Annotated in this window: 16 protein-coding genes; 2 read left to right on the top strand and 14 right to left on the bottom strand. The window is 71.2% G+C overall.

The annotated features are described in order from the left end of the window. Nucleotides 1-55: 55 nt before the first annotated feature. The 3 genes from ACFWMZ_RS02875 to ACFWMZ_RS02865 form a co-directional block, all read right to left on the bottom strand. Nucleotides 56-577 (bottom strand): GNAT family N-acetyltransferase, encoded by a 522-nt coding sequence (locus tag ACFWMZ_RS02875; RefSeq protein ID WP_383178750.1) that lies wholly within the window; start codon nt 575-577, stop codon nt 56-58. A 114-nt stretch (nt 578-691) separates the two neighbouring features. After that, complete coding sequence (mqnE, locus tag ACFWMZ_RS02870; RefSeq protein WP_383178747.1) at nt 692-1,855, bottom strand: aminofutalosine synthase MqnE; 1,164 nt, start codon at nt 1,853-1,855, stop codon at nt 692-694. A gap of 119 nt (nt 1,856-1,974) precedes the next feature. Next, entirely contained in the window at nt 1,975-2,430 is a 456-nt protein-coding gene (locus ACFWMZ_RS02865) for an Lrp/AsnC family transcriptional regulator (RefSeq protein WP_008415787.1), read from the bottom strand. Nucleotides 2,431-2,687: 257 nt separating this feature from the next. Between ACFWMZ_RS02865 and ACFWMZ_RS02860 the strand changes: the two genes are divergently transcribed. Then, nucleotides 2,688-2,825 (top strand): hypothetical protein, encoded by a 138-nt coding sequence (locus ACFWMZ_RS02860; protein WP_003948798.1) that lies wholly within the window; start codon nt 2,688-2,690, stop codon nt 2,823-2,825. A gap of 153 nt (nt 2,826-2,978) precedes the next feature. Here ACFWMZ_RS02860 and ACFWMZ_RS02855 read toward each other — a convergent pair whose 3' ends face one another. The 3 genes from ACFWMZ_RS02855 to ACFWMZ_RS02845 are packed head-to-tail and all read right to left on the bottom strand — an operon-like array spanning nt 2,979 to nt 6,059. Next, nucleotides 2,979-3,656, bottom strand: a complete 678-nt coding sequence (locus ACFWMZ_RS02855) for a UbiX family flavin prenyltransferase (protein ID WP_383178740.1) — start codon at nt 3,654-3,656, stop codon at nt 2,979-2,981. Between the two features lie 31 nt (nt 3,657-3,687). Continuing rightward, nucleotides 3,688-4,611 carry a menaquinone biosynthesis prenyltransferase MqnP gene (gene mqnP, locus ACFWMZ_RS02850; protein WP_383178737.1) on the bottom strand — a complete coding sequence of 308 codons (924 nt, stop codon included), beginning with the start codon at nt 4,609-4,611 and terminating at the stop codon, nt 3,688-3,690. Next, nucleotides 4,608-6,059, bottom strand: a complete 1,452-nt coding sequence (locus ACFWMZ_RS02845; protein WP_383178734.1) for a menaquinone biosynthesis decarboxylase — start codon at nt 6,057-6,059, stop codon at nt 4,608-4,610. Before ACFWMZ_RS02845 ends, mqnP begins: the two co-directional genes overlap by 4 nt. Nucleotides 6,060-6,145: 86 nt before the next feature. Here ACFWMZ_RS02845 and ACFWMZ_RS02840 point away from each other — a divergent pair, with 86 nt between their 5' ends. Further along, complete coding sequence (locus ACFWMZ_RS02840; protein ID WP_383199268.1) at nt 6,146-6,562, top strand: PLD nuclease N-terminal domain-containing protein; 417 nt, start codon at nt 6,146-6,148, stop codon at nt 6,560-6,562. An 87-nt stretch (nt 6,563-6,649) separates the two neighbouring features. Here ACFWMZ_RS02840 and ACFWMZ_RS02835 read toward each other — a convergent pair whose 3' ends face one another. From ACFWMZ_RS02835 to hemL, 8 genes are all read right to left on the bottom strand, one after another. Then, nucleotides 6,650-7,165 carry an SRPBCC domain-containing protein gene (locus ACFWMZ_RS02835; RefSeq protein ID WP_383199266.1) on the bottom strand — a complete coding sequence of 172 codons (516 nt, stop codon included), beginning with the start codon at nt 7,163-7,165 and terminating at the stop codon, nt 6,650-6,652. 116 nt (nt 7,166-7,281) lie between these two features. After that, nucleotides 7,282-8,367 carry a c-type cytochrome biogenesis protein CcsB gene (ccsB, locus tag ACFWMZ_RS02830; protein WP_383199264.1) on the bottom strand — a complete coding sequence of 362 codons (1,086 nt, stop codon included), beginning with the start codon at nt 8,365-8,367 and terminating at the stop codon, nt 7,282-7,284. Further along, on the bottom strand, nt 8,364-10,148 hold the full coding sequence (locus ACFWMZ_RS02825; protein ID WP_383199411.1) for a cytochrome c biogenesis protein ResB: 1,785 nt from the start codon (nt 10,146-10,148) through the stop codon (nt 8,364-8,366). The genes ccsB and ACFWMZ_RS02825 overlap by 4 nt, the downstream gene beginning before the upstream one ends. Nucleotides 10,149-10,243: 95 nt before the next feature. Continuing rightward, nucleotides 10,244-11,026, bottom strand: coding sequence for a cytochrome c biogenesis CcdA family protein (locus ACFWMZ_RS02820; RefSeq protein ID WP_383178720.1), 783 nt, complete (start codon nt 11,024-11,026; stop codon nt 10,244-10,246). Between the two features lie 5 nt (nt 11,027-11,031). Continuing rightward, nucleotides 11,032-11,658 (bottom strand): TlpA family protein disulfide reductase, encoded by a 627-nt coding sequence (locus tag ACFWMZ_RS02815; RefSeq protein WP_383178717.1) that lies wholly within the window; start codon nt 11,656-11,658, stop codon nt 11,032-11,034. Nucleotides 11,659-11,765: 107 nt separating this feature from the next. Further along, nucleotides 11,766-13,085, bottom strand: coding sequence for a hypothetical protein (locus tag ACFWMZ_RS02810; RefSeq protein WP_383199262.1), 1,320 nt, complete (start codon nt 13,083-13,085; stop codon nt 11,766-11,768). Nucleotides 13,086-13,421: 336 nt separating this feature from the next. Then, entirely contained in the window at nt 13,422-14,066 is a 645-nt protein-coding gene (locus ACFWMZ_RS02805) for a histidine phosphatase family protein (RefSeq protein ID WP_383178712.1), read from the bottom strand. Between the two features lie 38 nt (nt 14,067-14,104). Beyond that, nucleotides 14,105-15,421 (bottom strand): glutamate-1-semialdehyde 2,1-aminomutase, encoded by a 1,317-nt coding sequence (gene hemL / locus ACFWMZ_RS02800; protein ID WP_383178709.1) that lies wholly within the window; start codon nt 15,419-15,421, stop codon nt 14,105-14,107. Nucleotides 15,422-15,522 lie beyond the last annotated feature (101 nt).

The following is a 15,522-nucleotide window of genomic DNA, read 5'->3' as shown; positions in this document are numbered from 1 at the left end:
CGGTGTCCGGCATTCCTGGCATCCGGTGGCGCCGCCCGGCCCCGCCGCCCGCGCATCAGAGCGGCAGCAGCATGGTGATGTCGTCGCGGTCGTCGCCCGGGGCCACCCGGATCATCCCGGGGACGCGGCCGACCTCCTTGTAGCCGCAGGAGGCGTAGAAGCGGTCGACGCCGGTGCCGCCCCGGCAGGTCAGCCGTATCGCCTCGATACCGTCGAAGGAGCGCCCGGCCCGCTCGACCGCGGCCATCAGCTCCCGGCCGCACCCCTGACCCTGGAGGCGGGGGTGCACCATGACCGTGTACGCCCAGATCCAGTGGCGCTGGAGGCGGTGGGTGTTGCGGCCCAGGAAGGCGGTGGCGGCGACCCGGCCGTCCTCGTCGCGACCGACCACCAGGTGCATCAGGCGGGCTTCGAGGGCGACGAGGTGTTTGAGGTAGTCCGGCCGGACGTCGTCGGCGGTGACGGGCGGGACGAAGCCGACGGCGCCACCGGCGTTGGAGACGTCGGTCCACAGACCGACGATCTGGTCGCGCAGCTCCGGGGTCTGCGGCGGGTCCACCGTGAACGTAAGGGTCATAGGGGCAGGTTAGCCATTACGGCGGAAACGCGGTCGGCCCGTCCGCACTGCGGGACACGCGGTGCGGACGGGCCGGCTCGTGGCGGAGGGGCCCCGCCAAAGCTCTCCCGGGACTCAGACCCGCATCGGCTGCGGCGCGTCGCGGCGGCCCGCGTCCGGACCGTCGTACTCGCGGATGATCTCGTACCGGGTGTTCCGCTCGACGGGCTGGAAACCGGCGTCGCGGATCAGGTCGAGGAGGTCGTCGCGGGTCAGCTTGTTCGGCGTGCCGTAGTTGTCCGCGTCGTGGGTGATCTTGTACTCGACCACCGAGCCGTCCATGTCGTCGGCGCCGTGCTGCAGGGCGAGCTGGGCGGTCTGCACGCCGTGCATCACCCAGAAGACCTTGACGTGCGGGACGTTGTCGAAGAGCAGCCGGGAGACGGCGAAGGTCTTCAGCGCCTCGGCGCCGGTGGCCATGGTGGTGCGGGCCTGGAGCTTGTTGCGGACCTTGCCGTCCTGCATGTCGACGAAGTCGTGCTGGTAGCGCAGCGGGATGAAGACCTGGAAACCGCCGGTCTCGTCCTGGAGTTCACGCAGCCGCAGCACGTGGTCGACGCGGTGGCGGGGCTCCTCGATGTGGCCGTAGAGCATCGTCGCCGGGGTCTTCAGCCCCTTCTCGTGGGCGAGGCGGTGGATGCGCGACCAGTCCTCCCAGTGCGTCGCGTGGTCCACGATGTGCTGGCGGACCTCCCAGTCGAAGATCTCCGCGCCGCCGCCGGTCAGCGACTCCAGACCCGCCTCGATCAGCTCGTCGAGGATGTCGGAGGCCGACATGCCCGAGATGGTCTCGAAGTGGTGGATCTCGGTGGCGGTGAACGCCTTCAGGGAGACCTGCGGCAGCGCCTCCTTGAGGGCGGAGAGCGAGCGCGGGTAGTACCGCCACGGCAGCGAGGGGTGCAGGCCGTTGACGATGTGCAGCTCGGTGAGGTTCTCGCCCTCCATCGCCTTGGCGAGCTTCACCGCCTCCTCGATCCGCATCGTGTACGCGTCCTTCTCGCCCGGCTTGCGCTGGAACGAGCAGTAGGCGCACGAGGCGGTGCACACGTTGGTCATGTTGAGGTGGCGGTTGACGTTGAAGTGGACGACGTCGCCGTTCTTGCGCGTCCGCACCTCGTGGGCGAGGCCGCCGAGCCACGCCAGGTCGTCGCAGCCGTAGAGGGCGATGCCGTCCTCGCGGGTCAGCCGCTCACCGGCCCGGACCTTCTCCTCCAGCTCACGCTTGAGCCCCGCGTCCATCCGGCTGCCTTCCTCTCGCCTGCGTCACGGTCCCTCCCGTCGACGGGAGGGACCGAGCCGAGCCTACGCCCCCGTCCCCGCCGGGCCGAAGCCGCCCGGCGGGGCCCGGCGAGCGGGGCTCATTCCTCCTCGGGCAGCTCCCCGACCCGGTTCTCCCACTTGGTGGAGAGGACGACGGTGGTGCGGGTGCGCGAGACGCCCCGGGTGCCCGAGAGGCGGCGGATGGTGCGCTCCAGGCCGTCGACGTTGCCGACCCTGACCTTGAGCATGTACGAGTCGTCGCCCGCGATGAACCAGCAGTCCTCGATCTCGTGCAGGTCGCGCAGGCGCTGGGCGACGTCCTCGTGGTCGGCGGCGTCGGAGAGCGAGATGCCGATCAGCGCGGTGACGCCGAGGCCGAGCGCCTCCGAGGCGACGGTGGCGCGGTAGCCGGTGATGACCCCGGCCGCCTCCAGCCGGTTGATGCGGTCCGTGACGCTCGGCCCGGAGAGCCCCACGAGCCGGCCCAGCTCGGCGTAGGAGGCCCTGCCGTTCTCCCGGAGCGCCTGAATGAGCTGCCTGTCCACCGCGTCCATACCTGAAGCCTTCCATTGTTCAGCAGTATCGCGAAACTATGTATAGAATCTAAGGCGAGTGGGGTCAAGGTCCTGAGAATCTTTCCTCGATGGAAGGATTCACCATGGTCCTTGCGGAAAGACCCGTTCGGAGCAGCGCAACCGGCCGCACCAGGGGCCTCAAGCCCCAGGTCAGCGCCGTGGAGCAGCGCACCGACGGGCCGCCGCCCGCTCAGCCAGGGGAACGATCAAAGACGATCATCAGGAGTGACTGCACCGTGTACACGATCGAGATGGCCTACGCGCACATGCGCTCCCTCCAGGAGCTGGCCAACCGTTCGCGTTCCGACCAGCCCGCCGCCGCCCACAAGGTCGACCGGACCAGGGGCCCGCGACGTACGACGAAGAAGCGCTGACACAGCGCGGAAGAAGCGCTGACGCAGTGGAGCAGCGCTGACCAGGACGGGCTCGCGCGCGTCCACGCACCGTCCCGGCGCGGCACCCGACAGGGTCCGCGCCGGTTGTCGTACGCCCTCCCGGGTACGCGCCGCCGGCCGCCCCCAGCCCCCTCACGCCGGCCGCCCCCCGCCCAGCTCGCCGCGCCAGCGCCGGTACAGCCCGTGCTCGACGCCCGCCGCGTCCAGGACGCGCCCGGCGACGAAGTCCACCAGGTCCTGGATGTGGGTGGCGCCCGCGTAGAAGGCCGGGGAGGCGGGGAGCACGATCGCGCCCGCCTCGTCCAGCGCCACCATCTGCTGGAGCGTGGCGCGGTTCAGCGGGGTCTCACGCACCGTCACCACCAGCGGCCTGCGCTCCTTGAGGGTGACGCTCGCCGTCCGCTGGAGCAGGTCCTTGGAGAGCCCCAGCGCGATCCCCGCGACGCTCGCCGTGGAGGCGGGCACCACGAGCATCCCGCGCGCCGGGTACGACCCGGAGGACGGCCCGGCCGCGAGGTCCCCCGCGGGCCAGTACCCCACCCGCTCCCCCGCCACCGCCTCGGCCACCTCGAAGGTGCCCGGCTTGCCGTCGGCGCCCCGCGCGAGCCAGGCGGCGAGGTCCTCGCGCCAGTGGGCGTCGCGGAAGGAGATGCCCGTTTCGTCCAGCAGGGTCAGCCGCGCGGCCCGGCTGACGATCAGGTCGACGTCCTCGCCCGCCGTCAGCAGGCCGCGCAGCACGGCGGCGGCGAACGGGGTGCCCGAGGCTCCCGAGACGCCGACGATCCAGGGGCGGCGCCGGTCGGCGGTCATGGGACGGGCCTTTCTCTCGTGTGCGTGCGGCTCAGCCGAGGCTCAGCCCGCGGACCAGCAGGTCGGCGAAGGCGAAGACGAAGAGGCTGATGCCGATGAAGCCGTTGGTGGTGAAGAAGGCCCGGTTGAGCCGGGACAGGTCGTGCGGCCGCACGATGGAGTGCTCGTAGACGAAGGCCACCGCGACCACCGCGAGTCCGGCCCAGAACAGCACCCCGGCGTCGGTGAGCAGCCCGTACCAGACGAAGAGGCCGGTCACCACGGCGTGGCTGACGCGGGCGCCCCAGAGCGCGGCGGGGATGCCGAAGCGGGCCGGGACCGACTTGACTCCGTGGGCGCGGTCGGCCGCCACGTCCTGGCAGGCGAAGATCAGGTCGAAGCCGCCGATCCAGACGCCGACCGCGAGCCCCAGCACCACCGCTTCCCACGACCAGGCGCCGGTGACGGCCAGCCAGGCGCCGACCGGGCCCATCGCCTGGGCGAGGCCGAGAATGGCGTGCGGGTAGTTGGTGAACCGCTTGCCGTACGGGTAGACCACCATCGGCACGACGGCGATCGGGGCCAGCGCCAGGCAGAGCGGGTTGAGGGCCGCGGCCGCCGCCAGGAAGACGGCGAGGGCGACCAGGGCGCCGGTCCAGGCGGAGCGCACGGAGACGGCGCCGGTGACCAGTTCGCGGGTGGCGGTGCGCGGGTTCCGGGCGTCGATCTCGCGGTCGATGATCCGGTTGGCGGCCATCGCGAAGGTGCGCAGACCGACCATGGCGACGGTGACGAGGAGCAGGTCGAGCCAGTGGACCCGGCCGTCCATCAGGAAGCCCGCGGTGAAGGCGGCGATGTAGGCGAAGGGCAGCGCGAAGACCGAGTGCTCGATCATCACCAGCCTGAGGAAGCTCTTCACCTTCCCCTGCGACACGGGCTCGGGCCCGACGGCCTCGGAGGCGGCGGAGGCGCTCACAGCCCGTACTCCTTCCACCGCTGATCGACCAGGGCGGCGGTGCCGGGGTCGGAGACGACCATCTCCGGCCAGCCGCCGTCGCGGGTGTACCCCTCCTCGGGGAGCTTCTTCGTCGCGTCGATCCCGGCCTTGCCGCCCCAGAACTGCTGGTACGAGGAGTGGTCGAGGTGGTCGACCGGGCCCTCCACGACGGTCAGGTCGCGGGCGTAGTCGGTGTTGCCCAGCGCACGCCAGGCCACCTCGTGCAGGTCGTGGACGTCGCAGTCGGCGTCGACCACGATGATCAGCTTGGTCAGCGACATCATGTGCGCGCCCCAGATGGCGTGCATGACCTTCTGCGCGTGCTTCGGGTACTTCTTGTCGATCGAGACGATCGCGCAGTTGTGGAAGCCGCCCGCCTCGGGGAGGTGGTAGTCCACGATGTCCGGGATGATGATCTTCAGCAGCGGCAGGAAGAACCGCTCGGTGGCGCGGCCCAGCGGCCCGTCCTCGGTCGGCGGGCGGCCGACCACGATGGACTGGAGCAGCGGGCGGCGGCGCATCGTCACGCAGTCGATGGTCAGCGCGGGGAACGGCTCCTGCGGCGTGTAGAAGCCGGTGTGGTCGCCGAACGGCCCCTCGGGCAGCATCTCGCCCGGCTCCAGCCACCCCTCCAGGACCACTTCGGCCTGGGCCGGGACCTGGAGCGGCACCGTCTTGCAGTCGACCATCTCGACGCGCTTGCCCTGGAGGAACCCGGCGAAGAGGTACTCGTCCATGTCGCCGGGGAGCGGCGCGGTGGAGGCGTAGGTGACGGCGGGCGGGCAGCCGAAGGCGATGGCGACCGGCAGCCGCTCGCCGCGCTTGGCGGCGAGCTGGTAGTGGTTGTGGCTGTTCTTGTGGATCTGCCAGTGCATGCCGATGGTGCGCTTGTCGTGGCGCTGGAGGCGGTAGAGGCCGAGGTTGCGCATGCCGTTCTCGGGGCTCTTGGTGTGGGTCAGGCCCAGGTTGAAGAACGAGCCGCCGTCCTCCGGCCAGGTGAAGAGCGCCGGCAGCCGGTCCAGGTCCACGTCGTCACCGCGCAGGACGACCTCCTGGACGGGCGCGTCCTTCACCTTCTTCGGCGGGATGTGCGCCACGGAGCCGAGCTTGCCGAAGGCGTCCCGCATCCCCATGAAGCCCTGCGGCAGCTCCGGCTTGAGCAGCGAGCCGATCTTCTCGGTGATCTGGTCGAACGACTTCAGCCCTAGCGACTTCAGCAGCCGCCGGTCGGTGCCGAAGACGTTCATCGCCAGCGGCATGTCCGAGCCCTTGACGTTCTCGAAGAGCAGCGCGGGCCCGCCGGCCTTGTTGACGCGGTCGACGATCTCCCCGATCTCCAGGTACGGATCGACTTCGGCCTTGATGCGCTTGAGGTCGCCATCGCGCTCCAGCGCGCGGAGCAGCGAGCGAAGATCGTCGTAAGCCATGCCGTCCAGTATCCGGCACCGGCTAACCTTGGCCGGTAACGGGGCCCTGATCGGGTCTCCTACCGCCACACACAGGGGGACGCCTCATGCTCCGGGTGCTGATGATCCTTGTGCCTCTGGCACTGAGCATCTACGCGTTCATCGACTGCATCACCACCGACGAGAAGGACATCAAGCACATCCCGAAACCCCTCTGGGCCATCCTCGTGCTGCTCTTCCCCCTGGTGGGCTCCATCTCCTGGCTGATCGTCGGCAAGGACCGCGCCACGGCGGGGCCCGGCCCGCTGGCGGGCCGCCGCTCGGGCGGCGGCTGGGTCGCGCCGGACGACAACCCGGACTTCCTCAACTCCCTGAAGGACGACGCGAAGGACTCCGGCACGGCCGGGGACGACTCCGCGTTCCGGGAGGGGTGGGAGGCGGACCTGCGCCGCCGCGAGGAGGAGCTGAAGCGGCGCGAGGGCAAGGACGGGCAGCAGCCGAAGGACCCGGACGAGGAGAAGTAGGCGGGCCGCTCCGGGTACGGCGGCGGGGACGGGCACCGGCCCGCCTCCGCCGCCGTACGCGTCCTCGGGCATCCTCTAGGGCGCGGCTCACCCCGCCGCGTACTCCTCGCGCAGTTCCCGCCAGCGGTCCAGGGTCCAGGTGGACCAGTCGGGGGCGCGGCCGTCGAGGGCGTCGTGCAGGTACTCGAAGTGCTGGTGCCAGCCGGCGAGGGAGTCGAGGCGCATGGCGGCGTCGCCCTCGAACTCGTTGGTGAAGCGCAGGGTGGTGCGGTCGGCGCCGTCCGGCTCCAGGTGGAAGCGGATCCGGCCGTGGTGCGGGGCGACGGTGTACTCGGCGACCCGCCCGACGTCCCAGGCGGTGACGCGGCCGGTGACGACGGTGGGCTCCTCGTCGCGGCCCCCGGCGAGCAAGCGCAGGGTGACCGCCCCGCCGAGGCGCGGCTCCAGGACCTCGGCGGCGGCGAGCCAGCCGGGCAGCCCCTCCGGCGTGGCGACCGCCTGCCAGACGCGGTCCACGGGGCGGGGCAGGGTCAGGAGGAACTGGAGCGTCTGGTTCTGCCCCCAGGGGCGGCTGGCGCCGGGGCGGACGGTGCTGTCGGTCATAGGCCCAAGGATCGGCCGCGGCGCGCCGGGCGCGCCCCTGTGACACGCGGCGCGACACGCCGGAGGGGCCGGCCCCGCGCGGGGTCGGCCCCTCCGGGAAAGAACCGCGGCGGCCCTCAGACCCCGGCGTAGGAGTGCTTGCCGGTGACGAAGATGTTGACGCCGTAGTAGTTGAAGAGCCAGCAGCCGAAGGCGATCAGCGCCAGGGCGGCGGCCTTGCGGCCCTTCCAGCCGGCGGTGGCGCGGGCGTGCAGGTAGCAGGCGTAGGCGACCCAGGTGATGAAGGACCAGACCTCCTTGGGGTCCCAGCCCCAGTACCGGCCCCAGGCGTCGCCCGCCCAGATGGCGCCCGCGATGATCGTGAAGGTCCACAGCGGGAAGACCGCGGCGTTGACCCGGTAGGCGAACTTGTCCAGGGTCGACGCGGCGGGCAGCCGCTCCATGATCGAGGCGCGGAGCGCGCTGGTCTTCTCGCCCCGGGCGACCTTCGCCTCGTAGAAGTCCTTCAGCAGGTAGCCGAGGGTGCCGACGGCGCCGAGGTAGAAGACGGCCCCGCAGAAGATGGCGGTGGAGACGTGGATCCACAGCCAGTACGAGTCGAGGGCGGGGGCCAGCTGGTCGCTGTCGGTGTAGAGGACCGTGGTGGCCAGGCCCAGGTCGAGCAGGACCGTGGTGACCAGGGGCAGGCCGACCCAGCGGATCTTCTTCCCGGCGAAGAGGAGGGCGAGGTACGTGCCGACCGCCACCGTGGTGAAGGTGATGGAGAACTCGTACATGTTGCCCCACGGCGCGCGCTGCACCGACAGGGCGCGGGCGACCACGCCCGCCGCCTCCAGGACGAAGGCGAGGACCGTCAGGGAGATGGCGATGCGGCCGTAGACGTCGCCCTGCGCGTCGTGGCCCGCGGCGCCCGGGCCGTCGGGGACGTCACGGGTGCCCGCGGCGGAGCGGGTGACGACCTTGGGCCGGTCCAGGACGGCGGTCGAGCCGTTCTTCTGGCGGACGGTCACGCCGGGTGCGGCGGCCTTCTCGCCCTGCTCGCCGCTGAGCGCGGCGGCGGTGCGGCCGACCTTGCTGCGCCCGCCGAGCACCCACTCGGCGATGTGGGCGAAGAAGGCCAGGGTGTAGACGGCCATCGAGGAGTAGACCAGCCAGTTGCTGTACTGGGCCAGGTTCTCGTTGGCGGCGGCGGCGAGATTCACTTCTCTGCCCCTTCGGAAGGAACGGCTTCGGGTTCGGCGGCGGACTCGGCCGCGTTCTCTGCGGCGGTGGGCGCCCGGTCGTGGAGGTCTCCGGCCAGCTCGGCCAGTTCCTCGGGAAGCTTCGCGGATTCACTGCGGCCGAGTCCGGCCATCTCGACGACGGTCACCCCGTCGTCACCCCGCACGGCCCGGACCCACACCCGGCGCCGCTGGATGAAGAGGGAGCCGGCCAGTCCGGCGATGGCGGCGATCGCCCCGGTGAGGGCGAGTCCGCTGCCGGGCTGGTGCGACACCTGGAAGCTGGCCCACTCCTCGATCTCGTCCTCGAAGGTGACCGAGCCCATGCCGTCGGGCAGCTCCATGGTCTCCCCGGGCAGCATCCGCTGCTTGAGCAGCTCGCCCTGGTCGTCCTTGAACTCGGTCATCTTGCTGGTGTCGAGCTGGTAGACGTTCTGCGGCAGCCCGGAGTCCACACCGAGGCTGCCGTGGTACGCGGAGAGCGCGAGGACGGGGAAGTCCAACGCGGGGAACTGCGAGAACATCTCGCCCTTGCCCTCACCGGCGAAGGTCGGCACGAAGAAGGCGTTGAACCCGAGCTGGGTCTTCTCGCCGTCCTTGTCGCGGTAGCCGTCGAGGACCTTGACGGCACCGGTGGAGGTGAAGTTCGAGTCGATCGGCAGCAGCGGGACCGGGCCCTTGAAGGCGACCTCGCCGCGCCCGTCGCGGACGGTGACGACAGGGGCGTAGCCGTGGCTGATCAGGTAGACCTTGGAGCCGTCGACCTCCAGCGGCCGGTTGACCTCGATGGTCCGCTTCTTCGGCTCGGCGTCCGGCGACTCGGTGTAGGTGACGTCGGCCTCGAAGGTGCGCGGTGTGCCGCGCTGCGGCCCGGACTCCTCGTACGTGCCGCTGAACTTGTCCAGGGTGAAGCTGAACGGCGGCAGGTCCTCGGTGTCGAAGAGGCTGCCGGGCTTGAAGTCGTCGAACTGGGTCAGCGTGTTGGAGAAGCCGTCGCCCTGCACGATGAGCTTGCCGCCCTCGTACTTGTAGAGCTGCCCGATGCCGAAGGCGACCAGGATGATGATCAGCGAGACGTGGAACATCAGGTTCCCCGCCTCCCGGAGGAAGCCCTTCTCGGCGGAGACGGCGTCGCCCGCGTGGTCCGCCCGGAAGCGGCGCTTCTTCAGCAGGCCGAGCGCCGCCTCGCGGACCTCGTCGGGGTCGGCGCCGGTCCGCCAGGTCGCGTAGGCCGGAAGCCGGTCCAGGCGGCGCGGGGCGCGCGGCGGGCGGCCGCGGAGCTGGCCGACGAACTGCCAGGTGCGCGGGACGATGCAGCCGATCAGGGAGACGAAGAGCAGGATGTAGATCGCGGAGAACCACACCGAGCTGTAGACGTTGAAGAGGCCGAGCTTGTCGTAGATCGGCGAGAGCGTCTCGTGGGCCTCGCGGAACTCCTCGACCTTCAGCTCGTCGATGCCGGTCTGCGGGATGAGCGAGCCGGGGATCGCGCCGAACGAGAGCAGGAAGAGCAGGATCAGCGCCACCCGCATCGAGGTGAGCTGCCGCCAGAACCAGCGGGCCCAGCCGGCGCACTCGCGCCAGGTCCAGGCGAGCGCGCCGCCCAGGCCCGGCTTGCGGACACCGCCGAAGGAGCCCGGGACGGACTGCCCCTCCTCCGGCGCCTCCAGGGGGGTCGTGGAGAGCTGGGAGCCGGCCTCGCTCAGCTCGCGGTCGTCCGCGACGGCGGTGTCCGCCTTCGCAGGATCGGGGCTGTTCGTCACCAGGGTGCCTTCGCGCTTCTCTTCGGGGTCTTCGGCGGGCGGGGGTACGTGCGGGCGGCGGGCGGGGCCGCCGGGGCCGGGTCGGTCGGGCACGGTCAGATCCCCACCTCGAAGCCGCTCGTCCACACCTGCATCTCCTGGACCAGGTGGTCCCAGGCGCCGGTGACGAGGAGCAGGCCGGTGGCGATCAGCATGAGGCCGCCGATCCGCATCACCCACGCGTAGTGCCGCTTGACCCAGCCGAAGGCGCCGAGCGCCTTCCGGAACGCCACGGCGGCCAGTATGAAGGGGACGCCGAGACCGAGGCAGTAGACGACCATCAGCAGCGCGCCGCGCCCGGCGGTGCCGTCGACGAGGGCGAGGTTGGTGACGGCGGCCAGGGTCGGGCCCATGCAGGGCGTCCAGCCGATGCCGAAGAGGACCCCGAGCATCGGCGCGCCCCACAGGCCGCGTTCGGGCTTGGCGTGGAAGCGGAACTCCCGGCGGGTCAGCCAGGACATGCCGCCCATGAAGAAGAGGCCGAGCAGGATCGTCAGGCCGCCCAGCACACGGGAGATGATCTCGCGGTGCTCCTGGAGGGTCATCCCGATGCCGCCGAAGAGGGCGCCGCCGGAGACGAAGACCACGGTGAAGCCGAGGACGAAGAGCGAGGCGCCGAGCGCCATCCGGCCCCGGCGGGCCTCGCCGAGGTCGGTGCCGCTGATGCCGGTGACGTAGGAGAGGTAGCCGGGGACGAGCGGCAACACGCAGGGCGAGAAGAACGAGACGAGCCCGGCGAGCAGCGCGATCGGAAGGGCCAGTAGGAGGGCGCCGCCCTGCACGGTCTCGTTGGGCATGGCCGCGAGGAAGGCGGCGGCCTCGGTCACGGGCGCGGACACGGGGGTCACTTCTCCGCGAGGACCGGGTCGATCATCGCCCGCAGCTGCTTCTCGCTCACCGCCTGGAGGGTGCGGGCCGCGATCTTCCCGTCCCGGTCGATGACGACCGTGGAGGGGATGGCCTGCGGGGAGAGGCTGCCGCGCGGGAAGCGCAGGATCTGCTTGCCCTGCGGGTCGTAGAGGCTCGGGTACTCGACCTCGTAGTCCTTCTCGAAGGCGACGGCCGGGCCCTTGTTGGGGTCGCGGGTGTTGATGCCGACGAACTGGACGCCCTGGTCGGCGGTGTCCGCGGCGACCTTGACCAGGTTGGGCGCCTCGGCGCGGCAGGGGGCGCACCAGGAGCCCCAGACGTTGACGACGACGACCTCGCCTTGGTGGTCGGCGAGGTCGAAGGTTCCGCCGTCGAGGGTCTCGCCCTTGATCTCCGGGGCGTCCTTGCGGTCACCCTTGGCCACCTCGGAGACGCCGTCCTTGCCCGCGACGTAGTTGGCGCCGGAACCGCTCTGCGCACTGCCGCCGTCGCCCTCGCCGCAGGCCGTCAGCAGCAGGGCGGCGACGGCGGCCGAGGCGGTCAGGGCCAGGCGCCGGGAAAGGACACGGCGAGAGCGGGGGACGCGGCAGGCGGCACTCATGTGAAAAGTTTCCCATGTCGGCCCCGGGGATCTTGGGCACCCCCCTTTACGGTGCATCAGCGCATGTCAGGGGTGATTTCCGGGCGTGCGGAATCGTTCCTTCCCCCTCAGGCGCCGGGGCCCTTGCGGCCCACGCCGCCCGTCTCCTCGCCGTCGCCGCTCTCCCTGGGCGTACCGGAGCCGTCCGCCTTCAGGTACGCCTTCCAGCCGCCGGGCGGTGCCTCGCCGACGCCCAGCGAACGGAGCTTGGCGAGCACCTGAGGGGTCTGCGCGTCGAGCCAGTCGACCAGCTGCCGGAACGAGACGAGCCGGACATCCTTCTCCCCGGCCATCTGCTTCAGCGACTCCTCCACGGCGTCCATGTAGATGCCGCCGTTCCACTCCTCGAAGTGGTTGCCGATGAAGAGGGGCGCGCGGTTCGACTCGTACGCCCGGCGAAAACCGGCCATGTAGGCGCCGGTGGCCTGCTCGCGCCAGGCCGGGTAGTTGCCGGGCGGGCCCTGGGTGGAGTTCTGGGACTGGTTGTACATGAAGTTGTAGTCCATCGAGAGCGTCTCGAAGGAGCGGCCCGGGAACGGCACCGCCTGGAGCGGCAGGTCCCACAGCCCCTCGCGCTTCACCGGCCAGGTCTGCCGGCCGCCGGGCGAGGAGGCGTCGTACCGCCAGCCCAGTTCACGGGCCTTCGGCAGCAGGTTGTTCTGGCCGAGGAGACAGGGGGTACGGCCGCCGACCAGCTCCTTGTCGTAGTCGAACGGCAGCGGGTCCTCGTCCTCCCAACCCGTGTGGGTGCGCCACTGCTGGACGAAGGCCTTGGCCTGTTCGATCTCGGCGCCCCACTGGGCCGGGGTCCAGTGGGCGACCGAGCCCGAGCCGGCGCAGAAGTGGCCGTTGAAGTGGGTGCCGATCTCGTGGCCGTCGAGCCAGGCGCGGCGTACGCCCGCGAGGGTGTCCTTGATGTGGGCGTCGGTCAGGTACCCGATGTCGGAGGCGCCGACGGCGTTGTTCGGCGGGCTGTACAGCCGCTTCTTCGACTCCGGGAGCAGGTAGAGCCCCGAGAGGAAGAAGGTCATGTGCGCGTCGTGCTGCTCGGCGAGGTCCAGGAACCGGGTGAACAGCCCGTTCCCCACCTCCCCCGCCCCGTCCCAGGAGAAGACCACGAACTGCGGCGGCTTCTCGCCGGGCTCCAGCGGCTTCGGCGCCTCGGGCTGACGCGGCTGCTTCCCCGTGTACGAGGTCGAGCCGTCCCCGATCAGCTCCGCCTTGGCCTTGTCCGGCTTGCCGCCGCCCGGCTCACCGCTCCCGGCCGGGCCGTCCCCGGAGCCCGGGGTGCCGGTGCCCGCGTTGCCCACGCCGCATGCCGCCAGAAGGGGAGCGGTTGTCGCCCCCGCGCTCAGAGCCAGCAGGCCTCGACGGGTGATTTGTCGCATGATATCCCCTTTCTGCGTTGCCCCCATACAACGCCGACAAGGGGTTAGAGGCCGAGACCCACACACAGGTTCCCCTCCCGACCACCCGTCTGCCAGAACTCCACACCTCACCCCTGAACGTCACAACTGGTGACGAAGCCCCCGCGCGGGACCCGTCCGCGACTGGCCTCAAGCGCAGGCCGGGCCGGTTCGGCCTCAAGCGCCGGCCAGGCTGAAAGATGGCCTCAAGCACCGGCCGGGCTTCAGTGGTCTCAGGCGCCGACCGGGCTGATGGGTGGCCGGCGTTTGAGGCAAAAAAAGGGGCCAGGCCCAGTGGGCCTGACCCCGGGGGGATGCTCAGCGGCGGGGCAGCAAGTGCTCGGGCACGAGATCCCGGGCCGGCTCGGAGTAGCCGACGGAAACGACCCGGTCACCGCGATACGTGAAGGAGGTCAGCGAAGCGAGTGAGCACTGACGCCGCCGAGGGTCATGCCAGAGCCGGCGCCGCTCCACGTAACTCCGGACGGTCCAGATCGGCAGCTGGTGGCTGACGAGCACCGCCTCATGCCCCCGGGCGGCGGCGGCAGCCGCGTCGAGCGCCGCGGTCATCCGCACCACCTGGTCGATGTACGGCTCCCCCCACGAGGGCCGGAACGGATTGGTCAGATGCCGCCAGTTGGCGGGCTTCCGCAGCGCCCCGTCCCCGACACCGAACGCCTTCCCCTGGAAGACGTTCCCCGCCTCGATGAGCCGCGCGTCCGACCCGAGCTCCAGCCCGTGCGCCTGCGCGACCGGCGTCGCGGTCTCCTGCGCCCGCTCCAGCGGGGAGGCGGCGACGTGGGTGACGTCCCGCCCGGCGAGGTGCTCGGCCACCCGGTCGGCCATCTTCCGCCCCAGCTCGGAGAGGTGGTACCCGGGCAGCCGCCCGTAGAGGATCCCCGAAGGGTTCTCCACCTCTCCGTGCCGCATCAGGTGGACGACGGTGATGTCGTCGGCGCTCATCGCGTTCCCTTCCCCTTCGCTCGTTCCCGGGCCCTGGCTCATGCCGTGGCCTCGGCCGCCGCGCGGGCCGCGGCCGGGAGGGCGGCGGCGATCCGCTCGACGGCGCGGTCGTCGTGCGCCGTCGAGACGAACCAGGACTCGAAGGAGGACGGCGGGAGGTAGACCCCCTGCGCCAGCATCGAGTGGAAGAACGCGGTGAAGCGGAAGCTTTCCTGCCGCTTCGCGTCGTCGTAGTCGCGGACCTCGTCGGCGGTGAAGAACACCGAGAACATATTGGAGGCGTTCTGCACCCGGTGCGCAACGCCCTCCTTGCCCAGCGCCGCCGAGACCAGCCCGCGCAGCTCGGCGGAGACCGCGTCGATCCGGTCGTACGCGCCCTGGTCGAGCAGGCGGAACTGGGCGAGCCCGGCGGCGGTGGCGACCGGGTTCCCGGAGAGGGTGCCGGCCTGGTAGACGGGCCCGGCGGGGGCGAGCGAGGCCATCACGTCGGCGCGGCCGCCGAAGGCCGCCGCCGGGAAGCCGCCGCCCATGACCTTGCCGAAGGTCATCAGGTCGGGCCGGACGCCCTCGACGCCGTACCACCCGGCGCGGGAGGTGCGGAAGCCGGTCATGACCTCGTCGGAGACGAAGAGCGCGCCGTTCTCGCGGCAGAGCCGGGCCAGCCCGGCGTTGAACCCCTCGCCGGGCGGGACGACGCCCATGTTCCCGGGGGCGGCCTCGGTGATGACGCAGGCGATCTCGCCGGGGTGGGCGGCGAAGGCGGCGGCGACGGCGTCGAGGTCGTTGTAGGGCAGCACGACGGTGTCGCCGGCCTGGGCCCCGGTGACGCCCGGGGTGTCGGGCAGGGCGAAGGTGGCGAGCCCGGAGCCGGCCGAGGCGAGCAGCGCGTCGACGTGGCCGTGGTAGCACCCGGCGAACTTGATCACCTTGGCGCGGCCGGTGAAGCCCCTGGCCAGCCGGATCGCGGACATGGTCGCCTCGGTACCGGAGGAGACCAGGCGGACCTGCTCCACCGGCTCGATCCGGGCGACGATCTCCTCGGCGAGCGCCACCTCGCCCTCACCGGGCGTACCGAAGGAGGTGCCGCGGGCCACCGCCTCCTGGACGGCGGCGACGACCTCGGGGTGGGCATGGCCGAGGATCATCGGCCCCCACGAGCAGACGAGGTCGACGTACTCGCGGCCGTCGGCGTCGGTGAGGTACGGACCCGTACCGGACACCATGAACCGGGGCGTTCCGCCCACCGCGCCGAAGGCGCGCACGGGAGAGTTCACGCCGCCGGGCGTCACGGAGGCCGCACGGTCGAAGAGCGTCTGCGAAACTGGGGCTTCGTACTGATAGGTCACACAAGCCATGGTGTCAGAGCCTTCGAAGTTCCTGCGGACCGGTGTTCGGCGGACGTTTCGCTCCACGTCGGCGGGGGAGGCCAATGACACGATGATCGGGTTGCGCGGCG

It is taken from the genome of Streptomyces sp. NPDC058373, assembly GCF_042723275.1.
Lineage (GTDB): Bacteria > Actinomycetota > Actinomycetes > Streptomycetales > Streptomycetaceae > Streptomyces.
Note: the sequence above shows the minus strand (reverse complement) of the source record. Positions and strands in the feature narration are given on the sequence as shown.

Bases quoted from the DNA above. Each gene is read 5' to 3' on its own strand.
- ACFWMZ_RS02875 (WP_383178750.1), bottom strand. From the start codon at position 577: ATGACCCTTACGTTCACGGTGGACCCGCCGCAGACCCCGGAGCTGCGC.
- mqnE (WP_383178747.1), bottom strand. From the start codon at position 1,855: ATGGACGCGGGGCTCAAGCGTGAGCTGGAGGAGAAGGTCCGGGCCGGT.
- ACFWMZ_RS02865 (WP_008415787.1), bottom strand. From the start codon at position 2,430: ATGGACGCGGTGGACAGGCAGCTCATTCAGGCGCTCCGGGAGAACGGC.
- ACFWMZ_RS02855 (WP_383178740.1), bottom strand. From the start codon at position 3,656: ATGACCGCCGACCGGCGCCGCCCCTGGATCGTCGGCGTCTCGGGAGCC.
- ACFWMZ_RS02845 (WP_383178734.1), bottom strand. From the start codon at position 6,059: ATGGCTTACGACGATCTTCGCTCGCTGCTCCGCGCGCTGGAGCGCGAT.
- ACFWMZ_RS02840 (WP_383199268.1), top strand. From the start codon at position 6,146: ATGCTCCGGGTGCTGATGATCCTTGTGCCTCTGGCACTGAGCATCTAC.
- ACFWMZ_RS02835 (WP_383199266.1), bottom strand. From the start codon at position 7,165: ATGACCGACAGCACCGTCCGCCCCGGCGCCAGCCGCCCCTGGGGGCAG.
- ACFWMZ_RS02815 (WP_383178717.1), bottom strand. From the start codon at position 11,658: ATGAGTGCCGCCTGCCGCGTCCCCCGCTCTCGCCGTGTCCTTTCCCGG.
- ACFWMZ_RS02810 (WP_383199262.1), bottom strand. From the start codon at position 13,085: ATGCGACAAATCACCCGTCGAGGCCTGCTGGCTCTGAGCGCGGGGGCG.
- ACFWMZ_RS02805 (WP_383178712.1), bottom strand. From the start codon at position 14,066: ATGAGCGCCGACGACATCACCGTCGTCCACCTGATGCGGCACGGAGAG.
- hemL (WP_383178709.1), bottom strand. From the start codon at position 15,421: ATGGCTTGTGTGACCTATCAGTACGAAGCCCCAGTTTCGCAGACGCTC.